This is a genomic window from Aliiroseovarius marinus, from assembly GCF_050881025.1.
Lineage (GTDB): Bacteria > Pseudomonadota > Alphaproteobacteria > Rhodobacterales > Rhodobacteraceae > Aliiroseovarius > Aliiroseovarius marinus_A.
Window position 1 is genome coordinate 47,012 of record NZ_JBNNXQ010000004.1, and the last position, 12,510, is coordinate 59,521.

The following is a 12,510-nucleotide window of genomic DNA, read 5'->3' on the forward strand; positions in this document are numbered from 1 at the left end:
ACGACACCAAGATGGACAAGACCATGCGCGTGACCAAAGAAGGCATTCGGCTTTACGAAACCTCGGATTTTGCCGGGATGCATGCGGCTGGCAAGCTGGCAGCTGAAATTCTGGACCGGATTGCGCCGATGGTTGGCCCCGGCGTGACCACGGCCGAATTGGATGCCGCGATCGAGGCGATGGTGGACGAGGCGGGCGCCGTGTCGGCCACGATTGGCTACAAGGGCTACAAGCACGCGTCGTGCATTTCGCTGAACCACGTGGTTTGTCACGGCATTCCGGGCTCTAAGACGCCCAAGATGAAGAACGACAAGACGGGGCGCAAACATGACGAACTGGTTGAAGGCGACATCCTGAACATCGACGTCACTGTGATCGTCGATGGCTGGTATGGCGACACCAGCCGCATGTTCAAAGTCGGCAAGATCAAGCCCTTCGCGGATCGCCTGATTCAGGTCACGCATGACGCGCTGATGAAGGGGATCGAGGCGGTGAAGCCTGGCAACACCTTTGGAGACATTGGCAACGCGATCCAGACCTACGTGGAAAGCCAGCGTATGTCAGTGGTGCGCGATTTTTGCGGTCACGGTTTGGGGCAGGTCTTTCACGCGCCGCCCAATGTGCTGCATTACGGGCGTGCGGGATCAGGTGCGGTTTTGGAAGAGGGCATGTTCTTTACCATCGAACCGATGGTCAATCTGGGGCGCCCCGAAACCAAAATCCTGTCCGATGACTGGACCGCGATCACCCGTGACAAGTCGCTTTCGGCGCAGTTTGAACACTCGGTCGGCGTGACGGCGGATGGGGTTGAGATTTTCACCCTGTCACCCGCGGGAAAATTTCACCCGACCTGGGGTTAGGCCCCTGAATATTCACAAATCGTAATGGTCGTCGCGCCGTAGCGGCGCGCGTCCAGCTGGGTGACGCCTTCGGGCAGGGTCAGGGCTGTGTTGTCCTCCCAGACGATCAGCGCGCCCTCTGCGATCCAACCGCCTTTGATCGCTGCAGCCAGCGCCTTTTCCCCCAGCGCCTTGCCATAGGGCGGATCGAGGAACACGAGGTCATGCGGCGTGCCCGCGCTCAGCCGTGTCGCATCGCGTTTTACGACTGTGACCTCATCCGCACATCGGCATTTGGCGATGTTTTCGCGCATCAGGCTGTGGGCTTTGCGCCCGTCATCCACCAAGGTGACATGGGCCGCGCCGCGTGACAGGGCCTCAAGCCCCAACGCCCCTGTGCCCGCGAAAAGGTCAAGCACGCGCGCGCCGTTGATCGGGTCGCCAAAACGCCCACCGGTCAGCATGGAAAACAGGCTTTCGCGCACGCGGTCCGTGGTGGGGCGCAGATGCGCGCCCGCATCCCCCTTGCCGACACTGGCCAACGCCAGCCCGCGAAACCTGCCTGCGATGATCCTCATTTCAGAAGTGTTTTCAGCTCGACGGCTGGGTCCGCCACCGCCTCTTTGGCGGGCGATTTGCCGCCCTCGATCAGACGTTTGCCGACCATATAGGCGCGTGGGTCGTTCATTGCATCGACCGCCAGCAGTGTGTCGCCCTGATAATACCAATAGCTCACGCTGCCCGCGTTGTCGCCGGGACGGGTGACGATATTGTCATAGCCGCTGTTCAGGCCCGCGATCTGCAGTTTCACATCATATTGGTCGGACCAGAACCACGGTTTTGCGACATAATCCACGCTCTCGCCCAGCATGTTGCGGGCGACAACCTCAGCCTGATCAATCGCATTGGGCACGCTTTCCAACCGGATGCGGGTGCCGCGATAAGGGAAAGACGCGCAATCGCCAGCCGCCCAGATTGCCGGGTCAGATGTGCGGCCTTGCGCATCGGTTTTGATGCCATTGTCCAGCACCAGCCCTGCGCTTTCTGCCAGCGCGGTATCCGGTGCGATGCCCACGCCGACAATGGCGAAATCCAGTTCCAGTTCGGTGCCATCGGACAGGATTGCGCCGGTTACGCGCGTATCACCCACCAGCCGCTCCAGCCCGACGCCTTCCAGTATTTCAACGCCATGCGCGCGATGCAGCGCGCGGAAATAGTCCGAGGTTTCCGGTGCGGCCACCCGTTGCAGGATGCGGTCTGCCATTTCGACCAGCGTGACTTTCAGGCCTTTCTTGGCGGCAACTGCTGCGGCTTCCAGACCGATATAGCCGCCCCCGATGATCAACACGCGGCGGCCAGGGGACACTTCGGGTTCCATACGGTCCACATCATCAAGCGTGCGCACCACATGTACGCCTTCCAACGAACCGCCAATGGATGCGGGCAGCTGGCGCGGGGTCGATCCGGTGGTGATCGCCAGTTGGTCATAGGCAAGGCGTTCATCCCCGATCACAACTTCGCGCGTGGTGGCATCAATCGCATCGACCTTTGTGCCCAGTCGGAGGGTGATGTTCTGGTCATCATAGAAGCTTTCGGGCCGCAGATAGAGCCGCTCCAGCTCCATCTCGCCCAGCAGATAGGCCTTGGACAGGGGCGGGCGCTGATAGGGCGGGGCGGTTTCAGCACCGATCAGGGTGATCTCTCCGTCAAAGCCGGCATTGCGCAGTTTTGCAACCAGTGAGGCCCCCGCCTGACCGGCGCCGATGACAACAATATGGCTCATGAAAGTCCCGTCCTGTTTGGTTTTCCTGTTCGCTTCCACCGAGGTTAAACCGCAGATGGTTGCATTGACAACGATCTATGCCGCGCTAGCTCAGGTTCTTTCGGTGAAATGGTCCCATTTGGGCCAGCGCGTCAATGTCATTTGCGACCAGACGCCGTTCGTCCGACAAAAACCGCGCCACGGCGTCCCGAAACCCGGGGTCGTTGATCCAATGAACAGACTGCGTTTCGACGGGCATGTAACCACGTGCCAGTTTGTGATCCCCCTGCGCCCCCGCCTCGACGCGGGAAAGCTGGTGGCGGATCGCATAGTCAAGCGCCTGATAATAGCACAGTTCGAAATGCAGGCAGGGGTGATCCTGAAGCGCGCCCCAATACCGTCCGAACAGCGTGTCACGACCGATCACGTTCAGCGCGCCCGCGACGGGAACACCGTCGCGGTCCGCCACAACCAGCAAAAGATCGTCGGCCATCGTGTCATGTATCGCGTCAAAAAAGGCACGTGTCAGATAGGGGCGCCCCCATTTTCGGGCGCCAGTGTCCTGGTAGAATTGCCAGAAGGCATCCCAATGTGCTGGGCGAATCTCCGGCCCGGACAGCTGACGAATGACCCCGCCAAAACCCTGAGCCACGCGCCGTTCCTTGCGGATTTGCTTGCGTTTGCGGGCGCTGAGTGTGGTCAGGAACGCGTCAAAATCCGCGTAGCCATCGTTTTGCCAGTGATATTGCAGGCCGGTTCGGTGCAACAAGCCGCTTTGCGCGGCGAACGTGGCCTCAGACTCGTTGCAAAAGGTGACATGGGCCGAGCTTAGGCCATTTTCCGACGCGATTTGTACCAATCCCTGCAACAGCGCGGCTTGCCCTATGTCGGCGAAGTCCGGATGGGTCAGGAGGCGGCGCCCGGTCACCGGGGTGAAGGGCACGGCCGATTGCAGTTTTGGGTAATATTGCCCCCCGGCGCGCTCATAGGCTTCGGCCCAGCCGTGGTCGAATACATATTCCCCCTGGCTGTGGCTTTTCACATAAAGCGGCATCACCGCAATGAGGCTTTCGCCCGATGTGACGCTAAGATGTTGGGGCTGCCAGCCTGTGCCTTCTCCGACGCTGCCGGACTGCTCAAGTGCTGAAAGAAAGCGATGGGTGGTGAAAGGGTCTGTCGGACGCCCGCCATGCGCAGTTTCAGGGGCGGCACAAGCATCCCAATCCGCGGGCTCAATGGCGGCAATGCTGCTGTGGGTGCGGATGTTGATCTGGGGGGTGCTCACGGGTGTATTGGGCCGAAGAGAGGGCAGCAGGTCAAGCTAGGTATCGTTCGAAGGTGATGTTGTCGGCGATTTCGCGGGCAGTTTTTTCCTGTGCGGGCGATTTCACGGTCCAGCACAATACAGGCACGCCGCGCGCTTTCAGTTTTGTGACGGCCGGGTTTTTCAGATCGTTGACATCGTGGCTTATAAAGCTTGCTCCCACCTGATCGTAATCCGGAATGTCGCGCAGACGGCGGCGGGTGGCGGCAGGCAGAAGAGGATTGTCTTTTTGCCTGAATGCTTCGGTTGTCAGGCCAAGGGGGACCGTATCATTGAACCGTCCAAAAGCCGCGACGGAATGTGGGTTGAAGGACATCACCGCCACATCGCCCGAATAGTTTTGCAACGCCCTCGCGACAGCTTGTTCCATCACCCCATCATGTGGACCCATCGCGCCATGTTGGTCTTTCAGTTCAACCAAGAGCGGCACGCGGCCATCGACAAGGGACAGGACCTCGGCAAAGTCAGGCACCCCCTCATCACCGCCTTTCAGCGGGATTGACGCAAGCGCTGCCGCGTCGCGCTGGCGAATAGGGCCGTTTTCATCGGTGAGTCGGCCCAGGTGAAAGTCATGAAACACCATGGCCTGCCCGTCGCGCGACATTTGCAGATCGATCTCGATCCCATAGCCCGCATCCATCGCGGCACGGATCGCCGCGCGCGAGTTTTCGGGCCGCCCATCCGTCACATCATGCAGGGCTCGATGCGCGATTGGGCGATCCAGAAAACTATGCGGCAAAGCAACAGGCGTGCGGGTCATTTGATCTGGAAGATGCCTTCGATTTCCACGGCGACGCCGAAGGGCAGGCTTGCCGCAGACACAGCGGAACGGGCGTGACGCCCGGCTTCACCCAAGGCTTCGACCATGAAATCCGACGCGCCGTTGATCACTTTGGGCTGATCGCCGAACTCTGCGGTCGAGTTCACGAACCCCACCAGTTTCACAACGCGCTGAAGGCGATCAAGGTCCCCACCGCAGGCGGCTTTGACCTGCGAAAGCAGGCTGATGGCGCAGCTGCGCGCGGCCTCGGCGCCTTCCTCGGCGCTCATGTTTTCACCCAGTTTACCGGTCAGAAAAGCCCCATCTTTCATCGAGATTTGCCCAGAGACGTGCACCAGATCCCCGATTTGCACAAACGGCACATAGTTGGCGGCCGGGGCCGGGGCATCGGGCAGGGTGACGCCCAGTTCGGCCAGTCGGGTTTCATAGTTGCTCATCTGTTTGTCCTTTCCATTTGGCCCGGTGACCAGGGCATTTCACGAACGCTATCGCGCCTCCGGGATCAGGGAAAGGTGGAAAGCGACAGGGGGCCGCGATCGCGCGTCAGCTTTCGCGCAGCGCTTTTTCGAAATAGGCGGAAAGCGGTGCAATCAGATAGGAAAGCGGGCTGCGGTCTTCGGTGCGGATAAACGCGGTGACCGGCATGCCGGGGATCAGCTCGACCCCATCCGGCAAGCGCTCAACCTCGCCCGGCTCAAGCCGGATTTCCGCCACGTAGAAGCTTTGCCCCGTACTGCTGTCGGAAAAGGAATCTGCTGATATGCGCGTGATTTTTGCGTTCAGATCCGGGGTGGTTTTTCCGTCAAAGGCCGTGAGCCGCAGGAAAACGCCCTGATTGACAAAAACCTGATCCACATGAATGGGATCGATCTGCACGGTCACCACCAAGGGCCGATCACGCGCAACCAGATAAAGCACCGGGGCGCCGGGTTGGATCACTTCGCGGTCGGTGAAGACCTGCATCCCATGCACAATTCCGGAAATCGGTGCGCGAATATCAAGCCGGTCCAGTTCAGCGGCAAGTCGTGCGCGCTTCTCTCCTAGATCCAGCATGAGGGGTTCCAATTCGCGCAATTCAGTGATGGCGCCTTCGCGTTGTTCACTTTCCAGCGACAGGATTTGCAGTTCGGTTTCCGTGACCTGTAGCGCAGCACTTGCGCGATTTGCTTCAAGTTCGCCCAACGCGCCAAGAAGTGCGGCCTCTTCGCGCTGCAATGACAGCACGCGCGGCGCTTGCGTCAGTCCCTTTGCAAGCAAAGTCTGTTGGTTTTCCAGATCTTCACCCAGCAAAGAGAGTTGTTGATCCAAGGCCCGTTTCTGGGCATCAAACCCGTCGATTTGCCGCTCGATCTGGGTTTTGCGTTTTTCAAGCTGGGCAATCTGGGTCGACAGGCTGCGGCGGCGCGACGAGAACAGCCGGGTCTGCCCGTCGATCAGATCGTGGATTGCCTCATTTTCAGAGGCAGAGCTGAGAAGGGAGGGTGGAAACTCGATCTGATCGGCCCCATCCCGCTCTGCCACGAGCCGGGCGTGACGGGCAAGCTGATCCGCATATTGCCCGTTGAGCACAACCATTTGCGACTGACGTTCTGCCGCATCAAGGCGCACAAGAATATCGCCGGCGGATACCAGATCGCCTTCTTTGACAAGCAACGCGTTCACGACGCCACCATCAGGGTGCTGAACGACTTGCCGGTTCTTGTCGACCTCAACCTCTCCGGATGCAATGACTGCACCGGCCAGACGGCTGGCGACAGCCCAGCTGCCAAAGCCAAGAACCAGCACGGCAAGGGCGACAAGGCCTATGATCATCGGACGGCGAGCGGAATAGGTGTGTGTGGACATCAGCTTACCCCTCCCATGCCCTGTGTTTCGCGTATTTTGCGGGCGTTTTTGACATGTTCGGCCAGCACCTGATCGCGGGGGCCAAAGCCGACAGCATGCCCGCCATCCAGCACCAACAACAACTCGCATTCCTGAATGGCTGCGGGGCGGTGCGCCATGATCAACACAGCGCCTCCACGTGATTTCAAGTTTCGGATGGCGGTGTTCAGGGCGATGCTTCCGGTGTTGTCCAGATTGGAGTTCGGTTCATCCAGCACCAGAATCTCAGGGTCGCCATAGAGGGCGCGAGCCAGACCGATGCGCTGCATTTGCCCGCCCGACAACACGCTGCTTCCCGGTGTAATCTTGGTGTCATACCCGTCCGGCAAGGCCAGAATCATCTCGTGCGCCGCGGCGCTTTTGGCGGCGGCCACGACCTGAGCCGAGTCCGGTTCAAGATCAAGCCCCGCGATGTTTTCGGCAATTGTTCCGTCAAAAAGCTGCACCCGCTGGGGCAGGTAACCAATATATTGTCCAAGCGCTTCGGGCGTGTATTGATCCAGGGATGCGTTATCAAGGCGCACCACCCCGCCCGCAGGGTCCTGAACGCCCGTCAACACCTTGGCCAGCGTTGTCTTGCCTGACCCCGAAGGGCCAATCACCCCAAGCGCGATGCCCGGCTTCACCTCGAAGCTGACCGTGCGCAGCACCGCGTGGCTGGAGCCGGGGGGGATGACGGTCACATTCTCGGCCCGCAAATGGGCCTTGGGGCGGGGCAGCTGGGTTTTGTGCTCCTCTTTGGGCACTTTGCCAAGCAAGGCACCGAGGTTGCGCCAGCCCACCCGCGCGCGCTGTACGGTCTGCCATTGCCCAATCAGCATATCCACCGGAGCAAGCGCCCGCCCCAGAAGGATGGAACCTGCAATCATCGCGCCGGGAGAGATTTCCCCCAAAAGCGCAAGATAGGCGCCAAGCCCAAGCATGGCGGATTGCAGAAACTGCCTGAAGGTTTTTGACAGGTTAGAGAAATGCCCCTGACTATCTGCTGCACGGATCGTCTGGGCCAGAGCTTCCCGCCGGGCAAGGTGCCAGCGGTCATAGGCCGCGCCAGACATGCCCAAAGCGCGCACCATTTCACTTTCCAACCGCATCTGTTCGGCCAGATGGTCAGCATGCAGCGTGGCTTCGACGGAACGTTGTGCCGCGACGCGGGTGAAGATTTGGTTCAGCACCGTAATGGCCACCAAAACCGCCCCGCCCACCAGCGCAAGCGCCCCCAGCCAAGGGTGAAAGATCACGATCGCGAACAGAAAGAGCGGTGTCCATGGGACATCGAAAATCGCGGTGGAGACCGGGCTGGAATAATAGCGCTGGATCGCTTCCAGGTCCTGCAAGCCGGCAGAGGCGCTTTTGTTGGGTCCGGTATTTGCCGGTTGGCGCAGCATTGCCGAGAACACCCGGTGGTCCAGCGCTTCTTGAAACTGCGCGCCGATCCGCGCCAGCACCCGCCCGCGTGCATAATCCAGAACGCCCATCATGATGAAAAGAAACGCCATCAGCAGCGTCAGCGCGACCAGTGTGGCTTCGGAGCGGCTGCCCAGCACGCGGTCATAGAGCTGCAGCATGTAAAGGGGTGCGGTGAGCATCAAGAGGTTGGTAAATACGGAAAATACGGCGACACCGATGAACAGCGCGCGTGTCTTGCGCCGCGCCGCGCGAAGCTCTTCTAGGCCATATTCCACTGTGTCTTGCTGCATTTTATTTACCTGTCTTACGCGTCGGCCATGGTCCCGGGCGGTTGCGCGCCGCGATTCGGCGGAAAACTGCTTGGTAACTGTCGCCAAATAGTCACATCTAATCTCTGCTAAGGTGTTAACATCTGTGCTTTCCCTGTGCATCCACTATGTGTGTGCCAGCAGACAGAAACCTCGATATTTGGCGATTGTTCACGTGACTCATAAATTTACCAGATTTCGCCCCGCCATGGCGGCTATTGCCCTGACGGCGCTCGGAGCCTGTGCTTCCGCACCGGCGCCTGTGGGATATAGCGATCCGCATGAGGTTCAGAACCGCCGCACGCATGACGCCAATATTGACCTGGACAAGGCCTTGGTGTCGCCCGCGTCAACCGCCTACGGCGAGATCCTGCCCCGTCCGATCCGTGACGGCGTGGCCAGTTTCTCGGATACCGCAGGTCTGCCCGGTGTGGTGGCCAACAATCTGCTTCAGGGCAATATCGAGGACGCCGTACACAACTCAGTCCGCTTCGTGTTCAACGCAACATTGGGTCTCTTTGGCCTCTTTGACGTTGCCACAGGCATTGGGATCGAGGAACGCGACAGCGATTTCGGTGAAACCCTACATGTGTGGGGCGCGCCGGAAGGTGACTATGTTGTGCTGCCGTTCTTTGGACCGTCGACCGAACGGGACGGTTTTGGCATCCTGGTCGACTTTGTGCTGAACCCGCTGAGCCTTGCCTTGCCGGCCGAGGTCAAACATGTGCCGAAAGCCGCTTGGGTTCTGTCCAAATTTGGCGATCGCTACACCTTTGGTGATACGATTGACGAATTCTATGAAGGTGAAAACGGTTACGAGCTGATGAAGCTCTACTATCTCGACAGCCGCCGGTATGAGCTTGGCATCGAGGTTCAAGACGATGAATTGGAGGATATTTATGATGCGTATGGTGGGTAACGAGACCTCTATGACACGCCGCGCCGTTCTTGGCGGATTGGCCGGGCTTGGCGTGATGGCCACAATGCCGGGGCGCGCAATGGCCGCGATTTCGGCCGCCAAGGCGGAAAGCCTGATTGGCAAAGTGGTGAATGACATCAATTCGATCATCAACTCGGGCGCGTCCGAAGCATCGATGATCAAGAAATTCGAAGGCGTGTTTAACAAATATGCCGCTGTTGACTTCATCGCGCGCAGCGCGTTGGGTGTCGATGCACGTTCTGCCAGCGCGTCGCAGATGCGCAGCTTTACCAAGGCATTCAAAGGTTACATTTCGCGCCGCTATGGCAGCCGGTTTCGCGAATTTGAAGGCGGGCGCATTGATGTGGTCAGCTCGTCCGAGCGCAAGAACTTCTACGAAGTGCTGACCAAGACGACTTTGAAAGGGAAAGCCCCTTTTGATGTGGTCTTTATCGTGGCCAAGCGTGACGGGAAATTCATCGACATGGTGATCGAAGGCATTTCGATCGTGAAGTCCGAGAAGAAAGAAATCGGCGCAATGCTGGATCGTCGCGGTGGCGATCTGAACAAGCTCATCGCTGATCTGAAGTAACCAAAGCGTTTCAGTTATTGCTGTGACTCAACACTAACTGGAAACGCTTTTACCTTCGACAATATGACATCACAGAACGCCCCGGCTTTGCGCTGGGGCTTTTGTTTTGCGTGGCCATGGCGGTGGTCCAGGCTCACGAAGTGAGCCACCGACAGCGCGGTTTTCGTCAGAAAAACCCGCTCGTGCCCATTGCCAGTGGCGTTGCCCGATCAGTTCTTTTGGCCAAAGATTGAACGTAGAACGCCAATCAGCGCATCTTCGACCGCATTGCCGACCGATTGGCCGTTCCCGGTCGGACGCGTGCCGCCAGCCCCCCCTGAAAAGGCACCGTCGCCCGAGGTCATCAGCTGTCCGTCAAACCGCGGTGTGCGGTTGGGGCGGATCATGGGCAGCGGTGTCGGCACCAGTTGTGACTGGATCTCGACCATGGCTTCGCGCCACATCTCGGCGGGCAGGCCGCCACCCGTGACACCCTTAAGCGGCGTGTTGTCATCATAGCCCATCCAGATGCCCATGACGTAGTCCGCGGTGAAGGCAATGAACCACGCGTCCCGCGCGGATTGGCTGGTGCCGGTTTTGCCCGCAATCTCCAGCCCGTCGATCTTGGCGCGGGTGCCGGTGCCGGTTTCGACCACACGGTTCATCATATAGATCAGCTGCGCCGATGCTTCGCGCGAAATCACGCGTTCGCCGATCCCGCCGGATTGCGTCATCAGCGGTTCCCGGTCGCCCACAAGGCTGAGTTCGGTCAAACCATAAGGCGTCACGGATGATCCGCCATTCAGGATGCCTGCATAGGCCCCCGTGGTTTCCAGAAGCGTGCCGTCAGAGGCGCCAAGCGCCAGTGCCGGGCCAGCCGCCAGATCGCTTTCGATGCCAAACTGCGCGGCTACCGCGCGCACCGCTTCGCGGCCCACTTCCTCGGACACTTTTACCGCCGGAATGTTGAGCGAACGGGCAAGCGCTTCGGTCAGGCTGACCGTGCCGTAAAACTTCTTGGTGTAGTTCTTCGGGCACCATTCGCCCGACCCCGCCACGTTCAGGCAATAGGGTTCATCCACCACGAAATCATCCCACTGAAACCCCATGTCCAGCGCGGCGGCATAGACGAAGGGTTTAAAGGCGGACCCGGTTTGCCGTTTGGCCTGTGTGGCCCGGTTGAACGCCCCGGTCACGCGGGTTTCGCGCCCGCCGACAAGCCCACGCACGGCCCCATCCGCGCTCATCACCACGATGGCGGCCTGCGCTTTGGACCCGGCCGAGACCTTCTCGGCAAAAATCTTGGCCATCGCATTTTCCGCGGCTTTCTGAATGCGCGGGTCCAGCGTGGTCTTGATGATCACGTCTTCGGTGGTTTTGCGGGTCAGGAAGGCGGGCAGGTCGCCCATGATCCAGTCTGCGAAATATCCGCCTGCCTGCGCTTTGGCTGCTTTCGACAGCACAGCCGGGTTCGCCTGATAATGCGCAGTTTCCTTGTCAGACAGGAAATCCTGTTCGTTCATCAAACGCAGCACGGTCGCGGCACGATCCTGCGATCGTTTCAGGTTGTTCGTGGGGGCAAAGCGAGAGGGCGCGGTCAGCATGCCTGACAACATGGCCGCCTGTGCCGGGTTCAGGTCCGAGGCCGGAATGGCGAAATAGCGCTGGGCTGCGGCGTCAAAGCCAAAGGACCCGGCGCCAAGATAGGCACGGTTCAGATAGATCGTAAGGATCTCGTTTTTCGAGAACTTGGCCTCTAGCGCCATCGCATAGACGGCTTCCTTGATCTTGCGCCACAGCGAGCCCTGCCGGCAGTCCGCTTCATAGGCGGCCTCGGTCTTCCACACATCCGGGTCATAGGGCACGCCCAGACAAAGAAGTTTGGCCACCTGTTGGGTCAGGGTCGACCCGCCGTGCCCGGACAGCGGCCCGCGCCCTTCGCGCAGGTTGATGCGGATCGCGCTGGCCACGCCGCGCGGGCTGACGCCGAGGTGGCCGTAGAAGCGTTTGTCTTCGGTTGCGACCACGGCATTCTTCAAATGCGGGCTGACGGTTTCGGCGGTGATGGTGCGTCCGCGCTGGTCGCCGCGCCAAGCATAGACGTCGCCGTAGCGGTCCAGAATGGTCACCGAGCCTTTCGCCCGCCCATCCAGCATCGCGTTCAACTCGGGCATGGTGGAGGCGAAATAGAACACCGCAACCCCGATGATGAGGGCCACCACCACGGCGCCCTTCCACATCAGTCGCCAGATCAGCCGCAGCAAGAGCCCCACCAGGTAAAACGGCCAAAGCAGGATGTTACGCGGTCGCTTACCGCCGCCGCTTCCGCCGCGTTTGCGCCGCTTCGGCGTGGCTTTCCGCGCGCTCTTGCGTGCAGTCTTCTTGGGCGCTGCCTTTTTTGTCGGATAGCGCTTGTCTGCCACCAGTTTGGGGCGCTTTTGGCCGGATTGGCTCATGATACTCGTCCGCGTCTGCTCGGGGCTTGTTGTCTCTGATTTAACGAATCGTGTCCAGCAAGTGTAGCCCGAAGCCCCGCGACCCGCGATTTTTCGCACTGTGCAAAAAACAGGCAGGGCGCTGTGCAAGCGCCGCAAATTTCGCGCATTGCCGGTTTTCTGAGCAGCCTGACCCCACCGACCTCTGTGCATTTGCTGCTCTGCGGCGCTTGAATTGCTGCAGGTGCACGGTCGCTAGGGCGGTGCGGTACAAGGGACA

The 12,510-nt window shown here is 59.8% G+C and carries 11 protein-coding genes; 3 read left to right on the forward strand and 8 right to left on the reverse strand.

The genetic code is table 11. The features are described from left to right. Positions 1-11: 11 nt before the first annotated feature. Entirely contained in the window at positions 12-860 is an 849-nt protein-coding gene (gene map, locus ACRY08_RS12855) for a type I methionyl aminopeptidase (protein WP_432450353.1), read from the forward strand. On the opposite strand, the gene rsmD is transcribed toward map, so the two are convergent. From rsmD to ACRY08_RS12890, 7 genes are all read right to left on the reverse strand, one after another. After that, positions 857-1,417, reverse strand: coding sequence for a 16S rRNA (guanine(966)-N(2))-methyltransferase RsmD (rsmD, locus tag ACRY08_RS12860; RefSeq protein WP_432450354.1), 561 nt, complete (start codon positions 1,415-1,417; stop codon positions 857-859). The two genes, map and rsmD, sit on opposite strands and share 4 nt — an antisense overlap. Continuing rightward, positions 1,414-2,622, reverse strand: a complete 1,209-nt coding sequence (locus ACRY08_RS12865) for an NAD(P)/FAD-dependent oxidoreductase (RefSeq protein WP_432450355.1) — start codon at positions 2,620-2,622, stop codon at positions 1,414-1,416. The genes rsmD and ACRY08_RS12865 overlap by 4 nt, the downstream gene beginning before the upstream one ends. 85 nt (positions 2,623-2,707) lie before the next feature. Continuing rightward, complete coding sequence (locus tag ACRY08_RS12870; protein WP_432450356.1) at positions 2,708-3,886, reverse strand: GNAT family N-acetyltransferase; 1,179 nt, start codon at positions 3,884-3,886, stop codon at positions 2,708-2,710. 31 nt (positions 3,887-3,917) lie between these two features. After that, the gene (locus ACRY08_RS12875; RefSeq protein WP_432450357.1) at positions 3,918-4,685 is read right to left on the reverse strand and encodes a glycerophosphodiester phosphodiesterase family protein; all 768 of its coding nucleotides are present in this window, start codon (positions 4,683-4,685) and stop codon (positions 3,918-3,920) included. After that, positions 4,682-5,143 carry a RidA family protein gene (locus ACRY08_RS12880; protein ID WP_432450358.1) on the reverse strand — a complete coding sequence of 154 codons (462 nt, stop codon included), beginning with the start codon at positions 5,141-5,143 and terminating at the stop codon, positions 4,682-4,684. The genes ACRY08_RS12875 and ACRY08_RS12880 overlap by 4 nt, the downstream gene beginning before the upstream one ends. A 106-nt stretch (positions 5,144-5,249) precedes the next feature. Further along, complete coding sequence (locus ACRY08_RS12885) at positions 5,250-6,551, reverse strand: HlyD family type I secretion periplasmic adaptor subunit (protein WP_432450359.1); 1,302 nt, start codon at positions 6,549-6,551, stop codon at positions 5,250-5,252. Further along, the gene (locus ACRY08_RS12890; RefSeq protein ID WP_432450360.1) at positions 6,551-8,287 is read right to left on the reverse strand and encodes a type I secretion system permease/ATPase; all 1,737 of its coding nucleotides are present in this window, start codon (positions 8,285-8,287) and stop codon (positions 6,551-6,553) included. The genes ACRY08_RS12885 and ACRY08_RS12890 overlap by 1 nt, the downstream gene beginning before the upstream one ends. Positions 8,288-8,513: 226 nt before the next feature. Here ACRY08_RS12890 and ACRY08_RS12895 point away from each other — a divergent pair, with 226 nt between their 5' ends. After that, positions 8,514-9,224 carry an MlaA family lipoprotein gene (locus tag ACRY08_RS12895; RefSeq protein ID WP_432450361.1) on the forward strand — a complete coding sequence of 237 codons (711 nt, stop codon included), beginning with the start codon at positions 8,514-8,516 and terminating at the stop codon, positions 9,222-9,224. Positions 9,225-9,234: 10 nt separating this feature from the next. After that, positions 9,235-9,816: an MlaC/ttg2D family ABC transporter substrate-binding protein gene (locus tag ACRY08_RS12900; protein WP_432450362.1), complete on the forward strand. Its 582-nt coding sequence runs from the start codon at positions 9,235-9,237 to the stop codon at positions 9,814-9,816. A 209-nt stretch (positions 9,817-10,025) separates the two neighbouring features. Here ACRY08_RS12900 and ACRY08_RS12905 read toward each other — a convergent pair whose 3' ends face one another. After that, positions 10,026-12,251 carry a transglycosylase domain-containing protein gene (locus ACRY08_RS12905; protein WP_432450363.1) on the reverse strand — a complete coding sequence of 742 codons (2,226 nt, stop codon included), beginning with the start codon at positions 12,249-12,251 and terminating at the stop codon, positions 10,026-10,028. Positions 12,252-12,510 lie beyond the last annotated feature (259 nt).

What these genes read in the sequence shown, in the direction of transcription:
- map (WP_432450353.1), top strand. Translation starts at nt 12, where the DNA reads ATGGACAAGACCATGCGCGTGACCAAAGAAGGCATTCGGCTTTACGAA.
- rsmD (WP_432450354.1), bottom strand. Translation starts at nt 1,417, where the DNA reads ATGAGGATCATCGCAGGCAGGTTTCGCGGGCTGGCGTTGGCCAGTGTC.
- ACRY08_RS12865 (WP_432450355.1), bottom strand. Translation starts at nt 2,622, where the DNA reads ATGAGCCATATTGTTGTCATCGGCGCCGGTCAGGCGGGGGCCTCACTG.
- ACRY08_RS12875 (WP_432450357.1), bottom strand. Translation starts at nt 4,685, where the DNA reads ATGACCCGCACGCCTGTTGCTTTGCCGCATAGTTTTCTGGATCGCCCA.
- ACRY08_RS12880 (WP_432450358.1), bottom strand. Translation starts at nt 5,143, where the DNA reads ATGAGCAACTATGAAACCCGACTGGCCGAACTGGGCGTCACCCTGCCC.
- ACRY08_RS12885 (WP_432450359.1), bottom strand. Translation starts at nt 6,551, where the DNA reads ATGTCCACACACACCTATTCCGCTCGCCGTCCGATGATCATAGGCCTT.
- ACRY08_RS12890 (WP_432450360.1), bottom strand. Translation starts at nt 8,287, where the DNA reads ATGCAGCAAGACACAGTGGAATATGGCCTAGAAGAGCTTCGCGCGGCG.
- ACRY08_RS12895 (WP_432450361.1), top strand. Translation starts at nt 8,514, where the DNA reads ATGGCGGCTATTGCCCTGACGGCGCTCGGAGCCTGTGCTTCCGCACCG.
- ACRY08_RS12900 (WP_432450362.1), top strand. Translation starts at nt 9,235, where the DNA reads ATGACACGCCGCGCCGTTCTTGGCGGATTGGCCGGGCTTGGCGTGATG.
- ACRY08_RS12905 (WP_432450363.1), bottom strand. Translation starts at nt 12,251, where the DNA reads ATGAGCCAATCCGGCCAAAAGCGCCCCAAACTGGTGGCAGACAAGCGC.